Source organism: Candidatus Binatia bacterium (assembly GCA_026415395.1).
Taxonomy (GTDB): Bacteria; Desulfobacterota; Binatia; order HRBIN30; family HRBIN30; genus HRBIN30.
Genome location: JAOAHD010000001.1, coordinates 1 through 16,898 on the forward strand (window position 1 = coordinate 1; position 16,898 = coordinate 16,898).

13 protein-coding genes and 1 CRISPR repeat array are annotated in these 16,898 nt (G+C 61.1%); of the genes, 3 read left to right on the plus strand and 10 right to left on the minus strand.

Annotated elements, in window-relative coordinates; genetic code table 11:
- The first annotated feature begins 42 nt into the window (after positions 1-42).
- Positions 43-299: direct repeats of the CRISPR family, unit length 36 nt; unit sequence GTGTTCCGCAGCGATTCGCTGCGGCCCAATTGAAGC.
- 653 nt (positions 300-952) lie between these two features.
- On the plus strand, positions 953-2,173 hold the full coding sequence (gene ribB, locus N3C12_00005; GenBank protein ID MCX8070828.1) for a 3,4-dihydroxy-2-butanone-4-phosphate synthase: 1,221 nt from the start codon (positions 953-955) through the stop codon (positions 2,171-2,173).
- A gap of 60 nt (positions 2,174-2,233) precedes the next feature.
- Here ribB and N3C12_00010 read toward each other — a convergent pair whose 3' ends face one another.
- The gene (locus tag N3C12_00010; protein MCX8070829.1) at positions 2,234-3,106 is read right to left on the minus strand and encodes a hypothetical protein; all 873 of its coding nucleotides are present in this window, start codon (positions 3,104-3,106) and stop codon (positions 2,234-2,236) included.
- 63 nt (positions 3,107-3,169) lie between these two features.
- Between N3C12_00010 and N3C12_00015 the strand changes: the two genes are divergently transcribed.
- Entirely contained in the window at positions 3,170-4,954 is a 1,785-nt protein-coding gene (locus N3C12_00015) for a thioredoxin family protein (GenBank protein MCX8070830.1), read from the plus strand.
- Here N3C12_00015 and N3C12_00020 read toward each other — a convergent pair.
- Entirely contained in the window at positions 4,951-5,730 is a 780-nt protein-coding gene (locus N3C12_00020; protein MCX8070831.1) for a DUF4352 domain-containing protein, read from the minus strand. The two genes, N3C12_00015 and N3C12_00020, sit on opposite strands and share 4 nt — an antisense overlap.
- A gap of 186 nt (positions 5,731-5,916) precedes the next feature.
- Here N3C12_00020 and N3C12_00025 point away from each other — a divergent pair, with 186 nt between their 5' ends.
- Entirely contained in the window at positions 5,917-8,103 is a 2,187-nt protein-coding gene (locus N3C12_00025) for a PAS domain-containing sensor histidine kinase (protein ID MCX8070832.1), read from the plus strand.
- Between the two features lie 36 nt (positions 8,104-8,139).
- Here N3C12_00025 and N3C12_00030 read toward each other — a convergent pair whose 3' ends face one another.
- The 8 genes from N3C12_00030 to N3C12_00065 all read right to left on the minus strand — a co-directional run bounded on the left by N3C12_00030 (position 8,140) and on the right by N3C12_00065 (position 16,774).
- Positions 8,140-10,167 carry a matrixin family metalloprotease gene (locus tag N3C12_00030; GenBank protein MCX8070833.1) on the minus strand — a complete coding sequence of 676 codons (2,028 nt, stop codon included), beginning with the start codon at positions 10,165-10,167 and terminating at the stop codon, positions 8,140-8,142.
- A 185-nt stretch (positions 10,168-10,352) separates the two neighbouring features.
- Positions 10,353-11,816, minus strand: coding sequence for an alkaline phosphatase family protein (locus N3C12_00035; protein MCX8070834.1), 1,464 nt, complete (start codon positions 11,814-11,816; stop codon positions 10,353-10,355).
- Between the two features lie 182 nt (positions 11,817-11,998).
- Positions 11,999-12,388, minus strand: coding sequence for a hypothetical protein (locus N3C12_00040; protein MCX8070835.1), 390 nt, complete (start codon positions 12,386-12,388; stop codon positions 11,999-12,001).
- Between the two features lie 10 nt (positions 12,389-12,398).
- Positions 12,399-13,007, minus strand: a complete 609-nt coding sequence (locus tag N3C12_00045) for a hypothetical protein (GenBank protein MCX8070836.1) — start codon at positions 13,005-13,007, stop codon at positions 12,399-12,401.
- Positions 13,008-13,046: 39 nt separating this feature from the next.
- Complete coding sequence (locus N3C12_00050; protein MCX8070837.1) at positions 13,047-14,195, minus strand: metallophosphoesterase; 1,149 nt, start codon at positions 14,193-14,195, stop codon at positions 13,047-13,049.
- A 29-nt stretch (positions 14,196-14,224) separates the two neighbouring features.
- Positions 14,225-15,367, minus strand: a complete 1,143-nt coding sequence (locus N3C12_00055; GenBank protein MCX8070838.1) for a cytochrome-c peroxidase — start codon at positions 15,365-15,367, stop codon at positions 14,225-14,227.
- Between the two features lie 11 nt (positions 15,368-15,378).
- On the minus strand, positions 15,379-16,194 hold the full coding sequence (locus N3C12_00060; GenBank protein MCX8070839.1) for a zf-HC2 domain-containing protein: 816 nt from the start codon (positions 16,192-16,194) through the stop codon (positions 15,379-15,381).
- A complete protein-coding gene (locus N3C12_00065; protein MCX8070840.1) occupies positions 16,184-16,774 on the minus strand; it encodes a sigma-70 family RNA polymerase sigma factor in 591 nt (196 codons plus the stop codon). Before N3C12_00065 ends, N3C12_00060 begins: the two co-directional genes overlap by 11 nt.
- Positions 16,775-16,898: the final 124 nt, after the last annotated feature.

The following is a 16,898-nucleotide window of genomic DNA, read 5'->3' on the forward strand; positions in this document are numbered from 1 at the left end:
GAAGCGGCCGGCATGGTGATCGGCGCATCCTCCGCGAGCCGGGTGTTCCGCAGCGATTCGCTGCGGCCCAATTGAAGCACGAATACAAAGATAATATTGTCTGCGACCTGGCTGTGTTCCGCAGCGATTCGCTGCGGCCCAATTGAAGCTAAGGTAGAATTACGTGTACGCAATTTAGATGAAGTTGTGTTCCGCAGCGATTCGCTGCGGCCCAATTGAAGCTCAATGTCTCAGGATTTGGCGGCTCGCGGTCTCCACGCCCGGTGTTCCGCAGCGATTCGCTGCGGCCCAATTGAAGGCTTGCAATGGTTGGTCGGTTACGCAAAGAGGGAGGGCGCAACGGCTCCCTAGCCGCTGACCTGCCACGCCCCTTTTAAAAAAAGCTCGATTTCTTCGAGAATTTCATGGTAACGCGCTGAGCACGTTGGCAGGGCCTCTTCTAGTGGCAATCGCACTCCGGTGGGACAACGATTTGAGGTGGCTCACCGTGGTTCGTGCTGCGTGCCGAAGCTCCGTTTAGCAATTCCACTTCTTACCCTGGGCGCTTGTGGAAACGAGTCCCCAGAACTTCCGATGTTCGTGAGAAGCGACGCCATCGCTCCGAGGGCAGTAGGGAAAAACCTACTCCGATCCCACCGCATTCCAACTCCTCGCTCGGGAGCTGCGAGCGGAGCGGGTTCTTGGAGATAGCTCGCCGACAACTGTGAATGACAATCATCTGGCGGCGCAATCGCAAGGCTTCGTCGGCCACACGTCGCCGAGCCACCCGCACGAGATTCACTCAGGCGATGTCTTCCCACCAAAGGCAATCCAGCTAACACGTCACCCTAGTCAACGCCAACCAAGGCCATGGCTCCGCTCTCTGGCGACCTCCCAGCCCCGGAAGCAGCAACTGCTTCGCGGCCGCGCACGCCTGGCTCGGCCACCTTTGCTTGCGCTATAGGGCAACCGCATGTTCACTGCGGTTCGTTTGCCGTCGAAACGCCCCGGGCGAGTCCATTCCATCGAGGAGTGTCTGGCCGATTTGCGGGCCGGGAAGATGGTCATCCTGGTGGACGATGAGAACCGGGAAAACGAAGGCGACCTGTGTTTAGCCGCAGAAAAGGTGACGCCCGAAGCTATCAATTTCATGACGAAGTACGGGCGAGGGCTAATCTGCTTGGCGCTCACCGAAGAGCGGGTACGCGAGCTCGGGTTACCGATGATGGTGGCGGAAAACCGCGCACCGCTCGGCACTGCGTTCACGGTGTCCATCGATGCGCGCCACGGCATAACCACAGGGGTCAGCGCCGCCGACCGGGCGCACACCATTCGGGTCGCGATCCGCGAGGGCACGCGTCCACACGACCTTGTGACCCCCGGTCACGTTTTCCCTTTGATGGCGCGTCGTGGCGGGGTGTTGGTGCGCACCGGGCAAACGGAAGGCTCGGTGGACCTCGCCCGTCTTGCTGGCCTCAGGCCGGCAGCGGTGATTTGCGAAATCATGAAAGAGGATGGCACGATGGCGCGCCTTCCCGACCTGGAACGCTTTGCTGCAACCCACAATCTGAAAATCTGCACGATTGCCGACCTGGTGCAGTACCGCCTTCGGCACGACTCGCTCGTGCATCGTGTGGCCGAGGCCAGGCTCGACAGCCGCTATGGCGGCGAGTTCAAGATTTACGTCTACCACACCGATGTGGACGACGGAGAGCACGTGGCGTTGGTGAAGGGGAAGATTTCACCGGACGAACCGGTGCTGGTGCGGGCCCACGCCGAATTTCTCCCTGGCGACGTGTTCAACATGGCGGAGCAAAACACCGCCGCGTTACTGCAAGAGTCCATGAGGATGATCGGCGAGGCGGGCAAGGGCGTGATCGTCTACCTGCGCCGGCAAGGCCGGGGGGCCGAACTCGCACACTTGCAGCGGCAAATGGCTCGCAACCCGAGCACGGATCCCGAAACCCGGCAACGGGCGTTCCGAGACTACGGGATTGGCGCACAGATTTTGCGCGACGTCGGGGTGCGGAAAATTCGCTTGCTCAGCAATTTCCCGCGGCGGCTGGTGAGCTTGCCGGGGTACGGCCTAGAGATCGTCGAATGCGTGCCCATTGCTCTCCCCAAGGACAACGGAGGTAAAAGCTCGCCGCGCCCCCGGGCCACTAAGGCGAAGGCACCACGGGCGCGGAGTTGACCGCGGCGACGGTCCGGCGCCTGCCACGTTGCCACGCTCGTGTTCCTGCCGGCGGGCTGTTCACTGAATTTTTTCCACCCAAGCGCCCAGGTCCCAACTGTAACTCATTCCAAAACGCAGGCCGAAATTTTCGCTGGCTGTATCGAGCCCAGCCGTCGCACCGAAAAAGAACGCCATCGGGCCGTGAACCACCCGCATGCCGGCAGCGGCGCGTGTACGGTCGTTACCGAACCTCGAACCGGCCAGCCCAGAAAGCTCTGCCAGAAGCTGGAATTGGCTCGCGCCAGATTGCTCGCGCCCCCACAAGGGACCTTCAACGGCGAGCGCGTACACGAACAAATCGTCCTGTCCTCCGGGGCCAAACCTCCGGCCGAGCAATTCCCCCGGGTTCCCCAGGAGCAAGATGCCCAAATTGGTGTGCAGCCGTAGTGGGCCCGCCTCTTTGGAGACCAATGCAAGCAGGTCGAAATCCGTCTCATCCGTGCCTAAGCGATCGTCCTTGTTCGCGTTCGGCAATTTAGTTCCAAAACGCACCGCGAGAGCCGGCCAGGTCGCGTCCTCCGCGCGCACACGGACTTTGGTGTGCAAGCGGGCATCACCGGAGCCATACTGCCAGTTCGTCTGCCCGCGGGTGGTTTGCTCGTCGAGGTAAATCGCCTCGTACTGTGCCTCGATTTCGACCCAGTCGGCAGCCCCGGCGCGGAACCCGAGTTGGGGGACTGCCCAGCGGTCTTGCCGCCGCAACGCCCCTGGCGCGGTGAAAAATGGGAAGCGCTCATCCCTGGCGTACGCAGCGGAAACTGTGAGCTCGGCGCGACCATCCGGCAAAATTGCCGCATCGTAGGCATTAAGCGGGGCCAACGAAGCTTGCTGGGCAACAGCCACAGCCGGCAACCAAGCAGCCAGCACGCACCACCACCGCAAGCTCCGCATGTCACCTCCTTCGCCGCGCCGACCGAAGCAACGCGGCCGCAGTATTCGTGACGAGCGCCACAATTGCAAGACTACGCATGCTGTGCTTGCACGAATTTCGTGCGTGCTCTTCGCCAGGTCCTCCTCGCTGTGGCCCTGCCGCTGATTGCCGTTGCCGCAGACATCGTTGAGCTTTCTGTGCGCTCGGTCGCCCCGAACGCGATTCGCGGCGGGAGCGTACCGCTCGAGGTTCAAGTCCGGATCGCACCCGGATGGCACATCCACGGCCATGAAGCCGACGAACCGTTTCTGATCCCGACCGAACTTTCCTTCGAGCTCCCGGAGGGAGCCCATGTTGGGCCAATCCGTTACCCCCTAGCCGAGAGCCGCAGTTTTGCCTTTGCACCGACCAAAGTCCTCAAAGTCTATCAAGGAACTGTTCGCATTGGCTCGACCCTGACGGTGGACAAGGAATTCGCTGGATCAGAAGTGCCGGTGTCGGCTCGACTGCGCTACCAAGCCTGCACCGACACCACGTGCGCCCCGCCGAAAACGGTGACGGCACAACTCGTTTTGCCAGTCGCCGATCGCCAAGAGGCAGGCGTAGGTGGGGCAACATTTTCATCCGCAGCGACTCCCGGCCCTGATTTTTCGACTTGGTTCAGTGAGCGCGGGCGCCTGACCACGCTCTTGCTCACGCTCCTCCTCGGTCTGGGCCTCAACCTCACGCCCTGCGTGTATCCATTGATCTCGATTACAGTAGCGTTTTTCGGGCGCCAGGCGGCGAGCAACGCCTATCGGCGCGCGCTGCTCGCCGCGGCGTATGTCTCGGGCATCGTTGCCAGCTTTGTCGCGCTCGGCGTCGCCGTCGCACTCTCCGGCGGGATGTTTGGTGCCTGGCTGCAGCGTCCGCCAGTGCTCATCGGCTTCGCCGCGCTCATGATGTTGCTCGCGGGCAGCTCCTTTGGGCTGTACCAGTTCCGGCTTCCTTCTGTGCTCACGCGCCGGGCAGGCGGCGCGATGCCGGGGCTCCTTGGTGCGCTCGCTATGGGAGCAAGCATGGGGTTGGTGGCAGCGCCTTGCGTGGGGCCCGTGGTGGTGGGCTTGCTGTTGTTCGTTGGGCAGAAAGGCGATCCCTGGCTCGGCGTCCAATTGTTCGCAGCGTTAGGCACCGGCCTGGGCCTACCGTACCTGCTGCTCGCGTTCCTGGCGAGCTCGTTACACGCGTTGCCACGCTCTGGAGATTGGTTGGTTTGGATGGAGCGGCTCTTCGGTTTCGTACTGGTTGCGGCGGCGGTTTACTTCGTCGCCCCGTTGTTGCCACGGCGCGCCGTACACTTAACCTATGCCGCAGTTGCCCTCGGTGCTGCTGTGGTGCTCGGGGTTGTTCCCCTTGCGCACGCCCATCGTTGGTTTCGCTGGTTTCAACGGGTGGTAGGTGCGAGCTTACTCGGAGTCGCCCTGTGGCTGGCACTTCCCTCGGATGCTGGCAGCATGATCGAGTGGGAAGAGTACTCCGAGCTCGCATTGGAGCAGGCAGTACGCGATGGCAAACCTGTGTTGATCGATTTTGTGGCGGATTGGTGCATCCCCTGCCACGAAATGGAGGCCACGACATTTGCCGATCGCCGTGTTGCCGAGCTGGCGGAACGCTTCGTCATGCTGCGCGCAGACGTGACGCTCGATACCGAAAAAACCAAAGCCATGACCGAGCGTTTCCGCGTCCTCGGAGTGCCGACCATCGTTTTGCTCGATCCGGAGGGCCGAGAGGTACAGCGGCTGGTGGGGTACGTGACGGCGGAGGAGTTGGCGTTGGCGATGGGAAAGCTCGCTCCGCGAGCAGCCGGAGCCGAGCCGAGTGCAAGCTAAAACTCGATGGTAAAACCTTCGCTTTCTCGGTTCTCCACGTCCTCGAGTGTCACGCGCGCCCGCACGTAGCTTTGGAAGGGCGCGAAAACATAGCCGTCCACGGTTTCCCCGGGAGCAATCGTCCGGTCATGAAGAACCCTCGGCTCCACGCGTGCCCGGTCCTCTGGTGGTAGCTTGGCGAGCACTTCTCGAGCGGCAACAGGCTGGACGCGGCGCCCGTCGCCGGTTTGCAGCGTCACTGCGGCAACTTCGAAGCGGTATGGGCGCGAAGTGTGGTTCGCAACCCGAACGTGCACCGGGGCCACTCCTTGCTCGGCCAAATTGACCTCGAGCCCTGACGCACTCGGCCGCTCGACCACCACGGCAACATCCACACCGGACCCAGCCAATGGCCGCGGCGTCGGCCGGGCTGCCGCCATCGCGGCAAACGTCTTCTCGAATTGGCCAGCGAAGTCCAAGGACGCCAAACCCTGCCCTTCAGCTTTCGCCTCGATTTCCGCCCCCATCGTCGTGCAAAACACTTGGACCAAGACACGCGCGGTGCGTCCCGGATCTTCTTTCCTGCCGACGACAACGCCCGGGGAGCCTGGCTCCGCCCGGGTCACCTCGGCAATCTGGTAGCCTAAGCGCTGGACGGCAGAGATCGCGAGCTGCTGGGCCTCCCCGCAGGTCATCCCTTTTTCTTCGATGCGCACATAGCGTCCCGCGCAACTGGCAAGCAACAAACCCAGCAGCACGAGTTTGCTTTTGCGGAGGGCAACGCTGACTACAAACATCCTTGTGCATTAAGCCTAAATGCCTGGCCCATGCAAAGGCAGCTGCGTCGGTTCGTCTGAGTTCGCTTGCCGAACGGCTGTGCGCGCAGCGCGAATCGCTCACCGAATTTCTGCTTGCGCGCGCGGGCAAATTCATGCCATCAAGAGCTATTTACGATGGAAGGGAGGCCGCTCAGTGGAGGCTCCGTGACCAAGAACGGAACCAGGGGCTTCGTTCCTTTACTCGCCCGAGCTCGAGCGGCAGGGTGGTTATTACTTATCGCTTTGGCTGGTTTTGCGATCGCCGAGGTGGTCGCTCGCCCTCTTGAGAACCCCGGAGTCACCGCGGTCCACCTTGTAGGACTAGGCGTCCTCGCTATGCTCATGGTGCCGCTGTACCGGGGATCGTCGGAGCGCACGCTGATCACCGCCGCTGTGTTTGCTGTGCTGACAGCGGCGTTCGTAAGCGTTGCTGTCGCAGCCCTCACCGGCGATGCGAATAGTGCGTCGTTCATTTTTGTGTCGCTCGCCATGGGGAGTGCAGCCTTAGTCCCGTGGGGAGCGCGAGCCCAGACGCTCGTGGCAACCATTCTGGCCCTGTTGTTCCCGATCGCCGTGTACTCGGCGGAAGGCGCCTTCAGTCCGTTCCGCCTGCGAGAGTACCTCGGACTAATTGTGGTCCTCGGCGCCTCCGTTTACATCGCAGCGGAGCTCGAGCGCAATCGCCGACGAGCCGCTGCTGAGCTCCAGCGGAGACTGGAACGCGAACGGGAACTTGATGCGCAGAGGCGTTTTCTGCGAGCGGTCATCGACATCAACCCCCACCTCATCTTCGCGAAAGACCGACAGGGCCGCTTCACCTTGGTCAATCAAGCAGTTGCCGAGGTCTATGGGACAACGGTCGATTATTTGCTCGGCAAAACCGATGCTGACTTCAATCCTCACGAAGAAGAAGTCGCGTTTTTTCGCAAGATTGACTTAGAAGTTCTGGATACCGGAGAAGAAAGAATCGTTCCTGAAGAACGCATCACCGACGCCCAGGGGAACGTCCGTTGGTTGCGCACGATCAAGCGGCCCCTCTTCTCGCAGGACGGGAGACCCGAGCAAGTGCTGGGCGTGGCCATGGACATTACGGAGCAGCGGACCTTTCAGGAAGAGCTCCGCGAAGAGGCCCTCATCGCCTCCACGTTGTCCCGCGCGGCGGAGGACATTATCGCTGCGCTCAACAGCCCTCAGCTTCCCGCGGTGCTCTGTGGTGTTGCTACTTGGGCGCTCGGGGGTAGGTGGGCGCAACTTTGGACCGTGGACGAAGAGAGCGGCCGTGTGCGACCCGAAGCACAGCACGCAGCGTCCCCGGAAGTGTGGCAGGCGCTGCAAGTGGTGGAAGTTCACAAATCGATGGTGATTGATTTGTGGCGCCGGGTCGAGACCAGAGAGATCGTTACCATTTCGCCGCAAAAAGCAAGCCAGTGGATTCCGCAAACCCTACTGGGCTTGGCCAAAGCATTCTCTGGCGCCGCGGTCATTCCCCTCTGGCGCGGAAACCAAATTTCGGGTGCGCTCGTGGTGGGCGTGCAGGAAGAGGCTCTGCCATTGGCGCGGCCACTGGAGCGCATCGCTAATGGTTTGTCGCAGCTCGCCTCGCTGACCTTGGAAAACGCCCGCCTCGTGCATGAAGTGGAGCGGGCGAGTCGTCTGAAGTCGGAGTTCATGGCCACCATGTCGCACGAGTTGCGCACGCCGTTGAATGTCATCATCGGCTACAGCGGTCTGCTGCTCGAAGGCGCACTCGGGGAGCTCAGCAAAGATCAGGTGGAAGCCGTGGAGCGTTTGCGCGCGAATGCGTTGCAACTCCTCGACCTTGTGAATGCGACCCTCGATGTCACGCGACTGGAAACCGGGAGAGTTCCGCTCGAGTTGCGGCCGACATCCGTTCCCGAAGTCGTAGCGCAGACGGTGCGAGAAACCGTGGATCAACTTCGCCCGACGGGGTTGGACATTTGGCGCGCCGTACCCCCGACTCTGCCGCGGGTGACGACGGATCCGGTCAAGCTGAAAGTCATCCTGAAAAACCTTCTCGCGAACGCCATGAAGTTTACTCCTTCGGGTTGGGTCCTCATCGACAGTCAAGTGTACAAGGACGAGCTCGTGATCCGCGTGGCAGACACTGGAATCGGCATTCCACCGACGGAGATCGAGCGCATCTTTGAGCCTTTTCAGCAGGTGGGTGCTCCGGTGGACCATCGTCACGGTGGGGTCGGCCTTGGCCTCTATATCGTGCGGCGACTGGTCGATGCCTTTGGCGGGGAAATCACCGTCGAAAGCCAAGTCGGCTACGGCACGGCGTTCACTGTACGGCTGCCAGTGGAGCCGCACGGCGCAAGCGCCCTGTAGTCTGCTGAGCACGCCGTAAAGTGAACCGAGCTGGGGTTAGAGGTCGTTGTCGTCGCGCAAGTCGATGACCAGCGGCTGCGCGTTGTTGGTCGGGTTTCCGTCGGGATTTTGCCCTGTCACCCGCACCTCTGCGGTGCAGCGTGCCGGAGAGCCGGGGAAGATCGACGTGACAGTGTCTAGCTGAAAGACCAGGGGAATTTGGGCGCTCACTCGGGCATTGCTGCCCATCGCAACTCCGGCAAAGGTGCGACTCAACTTCGGGATGAGAGCCGGTTGGACGAGACCGCCGGGGCAGGTCCCAGGATTCACATGAACGGACACGTTGTCCGGCGCCGGTCCCGTGCGGATTTTAACCGTCACCAGCTTCCTGAGTTCTGTTTTCCCTCTTGGAAGGCGGAGCGTAACCGGTTTGATTTGTTCAAGCACGAGTCTCGCATCTTGGTCTCGGCTGACGAAATCGTTCTCATCGACAACATCGAGGGGAACACGCACGCTTTCGTTGCCCGGAACCGGGTCGATGTTATCCGTAGCCACAGGCTCGGCGGTGAACACAAGTTCGCAGCGAGCGGGATCTCCTCCGTCTGCCGTGATGAACTCCGCGGAGCGAACACTGAGCCACACAGTGGCCTTGGCTTGTGCGGCGGGCGCGAGTTCGACTTGGTCGGGGGTGTTCGTAAACTGCCCGAAATTCGCACCACCCACGGTGCCTGTTGGGCACGTGCCGTCCTGCGCCACTAAACGGAAGCGTGCCTTGTCTCCCCACGTGTCCCCGTGTCGCAGGGTCACAGTCAGGGGCACATATACCTCGCTCTTCCCGCGGCGTATTCGGACTTTCGCCCCCGGGGGCGGGACAACCACCGCATCGTGCAAGCTGGATGATGCGGGATAAATAAAGCTGAGGCCTGCCAGGTCGTCGGCTCGGATGCCCGCGCATCGACCGTCAAAGTGGGCAAAGGCAAACATGGTGGCGTGGTGATCGCCCGAGTGTCCTAAGCCGATCGTGTGGCCAAGTTCGTGGGTGACCACCTCAGCCAAGTTGCACGTGTTCCAAAACGGGCACTGGTCCCAGCCATTGTTGAAGAGAATCTTCGCCGAGGTGATTCGTTGGAAGGTGACGCCGTTGACTTCGGTCGTGTCGGACTTTTCCGCACAGTATCCCCCAACCGCCAAAATCCCCGAGCAGAACCAAGGGTCGGAAAGCAGATTGTTCGGGTCGTTGAACATAATTTGGGTTGCGGGGCTACAGTCCAACTTCCCCGGTGCCATGTCCCCGCCTCGCTGTAGGAACAGCGTGGCAATCGCTGGTGAGGTCCAGGCTTCCATGGCGGCATCGATTGCCACGTTCGTTTGTTCGGCGCCCAGGGCCGCGTCGCCGGCTGGATCGACAAGGTATGTGACCGGCTCTCCGCGATCGGCCTGGAACCAACGAGCAGCGGTAGACATGAGGGCGAAGGGAGCTCCGTACGTGTCGAGCGCCGCGTCGATGTCGCCGCTCAGCGGTGCCGCTTTGGGCACCGCTCGTCCGGTCAGCGTGGCACGGACGGAGCTCCGCAATGCTTGCCAGTCGTACACTGCTTGAGTCTGGGCGGGGCGAAGAGATCTGCCATCCCATTCGATTGCTGTACTGCCGGGCCCGAGATCGCGCAACGCGAGCGAGCCTCCAGCCCCTTGAAGAATTGTGTACTTGCCGAGTGCCAGGCTCGTAGTGCCCCACGCACCGTCGGCCCGTCGACTAGCAAATACCAACACTTTTTCTCCGGGTCGGTACACCGGCACACCGAAGAACCGTGCGGTGACTTCCGGGGTTTCTCCCCCGAGTTCAGTGAGTTCCAAGACTGAAGCGGCTTGGCCCTTCAGCGTTTCCGCAACGCGCAGGCGGACAGTCGTCGACACCAACTGCGACGCTGCGTCGTACTGTGGGGCGACCTCCTCCACCTCCCCGACCACGACCGCATCCGCTTGCTGCGCGAGCTGTTGTTCGTTGGCGATGATGAGCGTGGTCGGCCACGCCGACCAAGGAACTAGTCCACAGGCAATGACGATTATGACATGTCGGGTGCGCATTGAGTTTGTCCTCCGGGAGGACAACCAATGCGCTTGCCGTGCCAGCTAATCGTAAACACTACGTCACGTTTTCGATGTGTGGCCCGTACCGGCAGCCAATTGACGTTTTGGGCAAAACGCCAATTCCGGTTCCCTCGCGAACTCGTGAACTTCCCATCCCGCAAGAAACTCGCGGCAGCAAGTGCTTAACGCCAGCGAGCACCGCCTAAGCGCACGAGTTCCGCATGGATGTCATAGAGAGTTCGAGCAACTTCCCTGCGCCGGTCGAGAGCGCGGGGAATTCCTCCGGCGTTTGCAAAGCGTTCGATGTCCTGCAGGCCAGGTACATCGCGCGCCGTTGCTCCCAAGGCCACACACTCCGAAGGAGCCTCAGGATCCACTTGGATCACTGGAAGTTGCGGGAACGGCCGAGGATTGTCGGTCGCCAGACGTGTGCGATCGAATGCGTCGAGGAAGATGTTGGCATTGCGGTCGCGCAGCGTGAGTGGCTCAAGACCGAACAAGAACTCGATAAACGCTGGGTACGAGCTGTGCTCGTACAACGTCGAGGACACGAAGCCACGTTTTGCCCATGGCGACGCGATGAACGCCGGCACGCGGGGCCCGAGCTTACCAAAGCCTTGGTCCGAGCGTTCGTCGGGTACGGTCGGCGGCGGGACGTGGTCGAAAAAGCCGCCGTGCTCGTCGTAGGTTAGGATGAACAAACTCCGGCGCCACTGAGGACTTGCGCCCAGGGCCCGCAGCACCGCGGCAACAAATGCTTGGCCGAGTTGAACGTCGTGCGGTGGGTGATCATCATTGACACCAAATCCTGGCTCCACCACGCAAACCGGCGGCAAAGTACCGGCACGAGCATCCTCGAAGAACGCCTGGATGGGAAGCAGGCGCGAGAGTTGTGTCCTCAAGCTCGCCCACAGCGCCAAAAAAGGAAGATCCGTGTAGTAGTACTTCCAGTCGATGCCCGCCTCGTTCAGTGCATCGTAAATCGTGCGGAAGCGAAAGCCTGGCGGGGTGGGGAAGTCGTTATTCTTCCGCCCGTCCGATTGGGCCGCGTGCAGGTACATCCGGTTCGGCCATGTGGGACCACGCACCGAACAAAACCAGCGCTGGCAGAGCACGAATTCGTCGGCCAGCGCATAGTAAATCGGCAGTTGGTGGCGCTGGTAGTAACCCATCACTTGGTCGCCATGGGTAGGCCCCACCGCTTGCCAGTGTTCGCGGACGAAGCCATCCATCCGGCCGTCATTCACCTGGCGAAAGCTTGCATCCCACCCGTGCGGTGGATCCTCAACACAACGATCGGACATGGGGAAAACCCGCACCAGCGACCCATCCGGGCGCGGGTTCGCGAATGAGGCCTGCAAACCATCGACCGCTCGCCCCTCGTGCAATGACAGAGAGCCCAAGAAATGGTCGAAGGTCCGGTTCTCCATCATCACCAAAACAACGGTGTCGACCTTGAGATCCGCGGGAGAGAGCGGCGGCAGCTCAGAGCCCTCGCCGTCGTCGCCACAACTGCTGATCAACGGCCCCAACGCTACGGCCCCCGCCACCGCACTGATTTGCTTCAGGGCTTGACGGCGTGTGATGGAGCCCACGGGCCGAGCGACCGCTGCACGCTTCCCTCTTTTTCCGCCACCTCGTTTCACGGCTATGCACCTCGCGCGGCGGGCATTGGTGGCGCAAAAACGCGTGCCCTGCAATAGGCTCAATGGGGCGGGTTACAAAATTTCTCTGTACTTTAACGTTTTCCACCGCGCCCAGGACCACGAGCGGCGAGCAGTGTCCGCTACCTCATCCTGCGTGCGCGGGAAAGCTCACGCGCTGCGGATCAAGGCCGGCGGTGCTCTTGCAGCACGCGCCAGCGCGCTCGCTGCTCGCGGTCGAGCACGGCCAAGGCATCCCGATCGGCGAGCACGCGCAGGCGCCCCCGTTCTTGAGCGAGGTTCGTCCAATCGCTGTGTGTTCCCGCACTTGCATTGCGCTCGGCTTCTCGCAGTCGACGGGTGAGTTCGTTCCACGTGGCTTGCGCACGATGCACCAGGAACTGCAAACGGGTGCGCTGCTCCGCCGAGAGCTCCAAGGCATCCGCTTGCCGGAGCAAGGCCCCCGCGAGCCAATGCGGCTCCTCCGGATCCCCCGCCCCAGCCGGCCGCACGCCGTACGCTGCGACGAAGCCTAGCATCGTCAACGGCACGACAATACGGAACGTGCGGCCCACAGGCTGATCCTCAGTGCTTGCCGGGAGCCAAGGGCACACCCTTACGGGTCGAGATGATGTAGGCTTCCAAGGCCTTCATCTTTTCGTCGTCGTCGGCAAGGCGCGGACCTTCCATCGGGTTTTCAATGCACCAGTTGATCATATCCCGGAGCAAGGCGATCCGTTTCAGTTGGGTTTGGAATTTGGGATACGTCTCCGGATGAGTGTTGCTGGCATCTGGGTGACACATATCGCAGGAGATTCCGTTGGTTCCGAGTTCGGGCGAGTGAAAGAGCTTGTAGCCCTCGTCGATCGTCCGTTTCAGTTCGGCTTCCCAAACCCGCATCTCTCGCTCCGTGTGGGCCGCACCGCCGTGAGCCAACTGTGTCTTCTCCTCATACTTGCGCATGAGTTGATTTGCGACGTCGCGTGCTTGCTCACCGGACATACGCTCGCCGGGAGCGACACCAGGCACGACGACGCTGGTTTGCCCATCGCACAAGCCCACGACCTTGCTCTTGCCGTCGGGCGCAGGCGGGAGTTCATGCTTCGGCATTTCTCCCGCGCTCACGTGCAGGGCAGCGGCCCCAGCAACAACCCCGACGATGGCCAATGCCAGATAACGAATTTTTCTCACCATGGTCCCTACCTCCCTAGTCTCGCCCACCGACACGCCCGTTCAGTAGGACGGCCAATCCACGCGCCCTTGAAACTCTTTGGCCAGCTCGGCCATTCCCGCCTTACCGCGGCGAACCGTATCGAAGGTCACAGTCATCGGATTCCGATCCCACAAGACGTAATGTTTGTCCGCTTGGCCATCAGCACGCAGAGCCACCGTACCCCAACCGCAGCCATCGAACTGGTTGAACGGATCGGCACGGACCATTTGGACTGTGAGCGGGGGAATGCCCTGCGGCGCGTACGGCCACGGCCACGCGGTCGACAACACCCCATGGAAGGTGATGTTGCCGATCCGGTTGGTGAGCACTTGGTGGGTATGAGCGTGGATTACGGTGACCGACTGGAACGGTGCAAGCAGTTTTTGGACTTCTTCGGCGTCTTCCGTCCAGAAATTCCAGGGCCGGTAGTACTTGTACAGCGGCGAGTGAGAGAACACGACGATCGGGGTCTTTTTGTCGACTTTCGCCAAGTCCTTCTTTAGCCAATCGCGCTGTTCCTCACCGACCATGAACGGGCGGCCGTTAGGGTTGTCGAGCTGAGCCATAGCGAGCATCCGTTCCATCGGGGTCATCTTCGGTTCTGTCCAGTAATCCTCGACAATCACCGAATTCAGAACGATGAAGTGCACTCCCTTGTGGTCGAAGGAGTAGGTCGGCTCACCGAACATTTCCCGCCACTTCTCGCCCATATCCAAGTACCAGTCATGCTCGCCGACCATCATGCGCACCGGCGCTTTCAGTTGATCGAGAATTTGCTTCCCGATTGACAGCTCCTCAGCCTTACCGAGTTGCGCCAAATCACCGCCGAAGAGAACGAAATCCGGCTGGGGGTCGAGGGCGTTCACATCATCCACCGCTTTCTGGCATGCTTTCACGAAGCGGTGATTCAGCCCCTTGTCCAAGATGTGGGTGTCAGAGATGTAGGCAAAGGTAAATTTGGGCTGCGTCTCTTTTGCCTCTGCCACACGGATGAGCTGGAAGGAATGCGGCGGGAATCCCTTCCAGAAAGCCGTCGCGACTGCGGCTGCTTTTGCCGCTGTCTTAAAAAAGTCGCGCCGGCTCAGCCGCGGCAGCTCGGCAAAAAACCGCTCGCGCTCCGCCAGGTACTCCTGTTTCTTCCTCTCCAATGGAAGTACGTACTTTGCCATTTCGATCCCTCCTTTGCCGCACGATGTGCTCACGGGGCTGGCGCGGCCACCAATTCCCCGGCGCGCGTTTTGCGCGATAACTCCTTCAACTCCTCCCAGTCGAAGTTCTTCCCTCCGCTCTCATCGGTGAGCGACTTCATAAATTCGATGATATCGGCAATCTCTTCGCGGGTGAGGTTGAGCGGCCGCATCCCGCCATCCAGATTCGGGTTCGGCTCCCCACCGCGGTTGTAAAAGTCCATGACTTCTTCGAGCGTCTTCAAGCTGCCGTCGTGCATGTACGGGGCCGTGAGCGCCACATTGCGCAGGCCTGGCGTTTTAAACGCACCTATGTCTTTGGGCTCGCGGGTGACGATCCAGCGCCCCAGGGCTTCCACTCCCGGCTTATGGGCTAACGACGACTCCGCTTCCTTATCGCGCCGCGTTTGAATCGCCTGCGCTTCGCGCGCCAGTTGCTCGAAGTTGCCCTTCATTGCGACACCGATGTTGTGGAACTTATTGTCGGTAAAGTACGGGAAAGACGTATTGAATTCGTGGCACGTGACACACCGCCCCTTGCCTTGAAACAATTGGAAGCCGCGTTTCGCGGCATCACTCAAGGCGTTCTTGTCGCCCGCTAGAAAACGATCGAACGGTGAGGCGAAGGGAGCCAGTGTGCGCTCGAACGAAGCGATTGCTTGCACGATGCGCTCGATGGTCACTTGCGGAGAACCAAACGCCTGCTGGAACAAAGGCGGATACTCGGGCACGCTGGCCACAGCCTTGACCACCGCTTCGTGCGACGGCTGCCCCATTTCCACCGGGTTAATCAGCGGTTGCTTGGCCTGCTCCTCCAACGTTGGAGCGCGGCCGTCCCAAAACTGAACCTCGCTGAAACCAGTGTACAGCACCGTGGGAGAGTTGCGCGCACCGGCCTGCCCACGGATCCCCGTCGCCACAGGTTTCCCGTCTGCAAAACCCCGCAGGGGGTCATGGCAGGACGCGCAAGAGACTGTTCCATCCGCCGAGAGACGCTTGTCAAAGTAGAGCTTTTTCCCGAGTTCCACCTTCTCTTTCGTTAAGGGATTTCCTTCGGGAATCACCGGCTCCAGCACTCCCTTCGGCAAGTAAAGGGCAAAGGCCCCCATCATGGAAACCATCAGCTTCCGTACCCCGCGCTGCACTTCCATCATCTCCCCTCCGTTTACAGTTCGCGACCCACAGACCGACCAAAATCCTTCAGGCCATCACTTGCCACGCCTGCGTGGCAGCTCGCGCAGGCACGCGCCCCGTCCTGCTCGCCTTCGCTGACCAACACGTACGACACTTCCCCGTGGTTCCACGCAATGAACTTTCGGCCATTGTGCGCAAAGGTGCGAAACTCGCTCCGGCCAAGCCGGACTCGTGCACCTTGTGCCGGTAAATCTCGCTTTGCTGCCACGACCAACACTGCCGGACCATTGCCCGAGCGATACACCACCACTCCGACATCCTCGCCTTCGGCCCGCAAAACATTGGCACCTTCCGGAACCATCCCATCGGGCAAGCGTAAGGTGCCCGGGTGGTAGAACACCAAACGTTCTGCCAGCCAGCGATCCAGCACGGCGGCGTCCGCACTGCGCGTCAAAAGCGGCATCTCCCCACTCCGGACCGCTTCATACACCCGGTCCGCCAGCGCCACCCTTGGGGAAACTAGAGCGTTGCTGCCTCCACCGTGAAGAGCAAGCCATGCCACCACGACGGCCGCCAACAAGGCTGTAACGGCAGCACTCGGAACAATCCACCGCCACGAAGCTTCCCTCTCCACTAAGAGTGCTCGGACTTTCTGCTCCAGTGCGGGTGGGCAATCGTCTAACACGTAGTGGCGACGCACCGACTCCGCGATCCATTGCTCCACCTGCAGGCGCCGCGCGCATGCTTGGCACCCCTCGAGGTGCTCCTCGAGCTCGACCGCTCGATCTACCCCGAGCTCGTGATCCACGTAAGCAGAAAGGAATTTGGAAAACTCGTTACAGTTCATGGCCTTCGGTTCCTGTCTTGCGGTTACGGCCCCAGCCGCGATCCTCGAGCTGCCCTAAAAGCTGCGCTCGCAAAAGCGCGCGGCCGCGCGCCAGCCGCGACATAACTGTGCCTATGGGGCAGCCGAGAATTTCGGCAATTTCTTTGTACGACAACCCCTCGACGTCCCGCAGGTACACGGGAAACCGATACACCTCCGGCAAATTTTCCACCGCCCGCCGGATCTCGAGCGCCCACTGCTGCTCGACCGCAAGCTCCTCTGGCCCCCTGGCCGGCTCCGGTTCGGTACACGTTCGATCACGTCCAGCGGCTGCGACGCGGCGCGACTGCTCCCGTTGGGCGTCGATCCATGCATTGCGCAACACGATGAACAGCCAAGCGCGAATGTTCTGCCGAGGGGTAAGCTCTGCCCAATGCTCGATCGCTTTGAGCACGGTTGCCTGCACCAAATCCTCCGCCTCGCCCCGCCCGGCCAACTGAACAGCAAAATTGTACAGCGAGCGCAGATGGGGCAACAGTTTTGCCGCAACCTCGTTCGTCTGTTGTCGCCGGAGCACAACGGGACCTCGACGTTTACTCACCCGCTACTACGAGGAGCCTTGGCGGTTTATTCCCATCCCATCCAGAAATCGTGGGTCATCCGCCGCCAGGGGCGACATCAACGCATTTTCGCCCGCAGGACGACTCATCATCGTTGACCTTTCT

Excerpts from the sequence above, each read along its gene's own strand:
- N3C12_00045 (MCX8070836.1), bottom strand. The coding sequence starts at position 13,007 with ATGGTGAGAAAAATTCGTTATCTGGCATTGGCCATCGTCGGGGTTGTT.
- ribB (MCX8070828.1), top strand. The coding sequence starts at position 953 with ATGTTCACTGCGGTTCGTTTGCCGTCGAAACGCCCCGGGCGAGTCCAT.
- N3C12_00020 (MCX8070831.1), bottom strand. The coding sequence starts at position 5,730 with ATGTTTGTAGTCAGCGTTGCCCTCCGCAAAAGCAAACTCGTGCTGCTG.
- N3C12_00010 (MCX8070829.1), bottom strand. The coding sequence starts at position 3,106 with ATGCGGAGCTTGCGGTGGTGGTGCGTGCTGGCTGCTTGGTTGCCGGCT.
- N3C12_00030 (MCX8070833.1), bottom strand. The coding sequence starts at position 10,167 with ATGCGCACCCGACATGTCATAATCGTCATTGCCTGTGGACTAGTTCCT.
- N3C12_00060 (MCX8070839.1), bottom strand. The coding sequence starts at position 16,194 with ATGAACTGTAACGAGTTTTCCAAATTCCTTTCTGCTTACGTGGATCAC.
- N3C12_00055 (MCX8070838.1), bottom strand. The coding sequence starts at position 15,367 with ATGATGGAAGTGCAGCGCGGGGTACGGAAGCTGATGGTTTCCATGATG.
- N3C12_00050 (MCX8070837.1), bottom strand. The coding sequence starts at position 14,195 with ATGGCAAAGTACGTACTTCCATTGGAGAGGAAGAAACAGGAGTACCTG.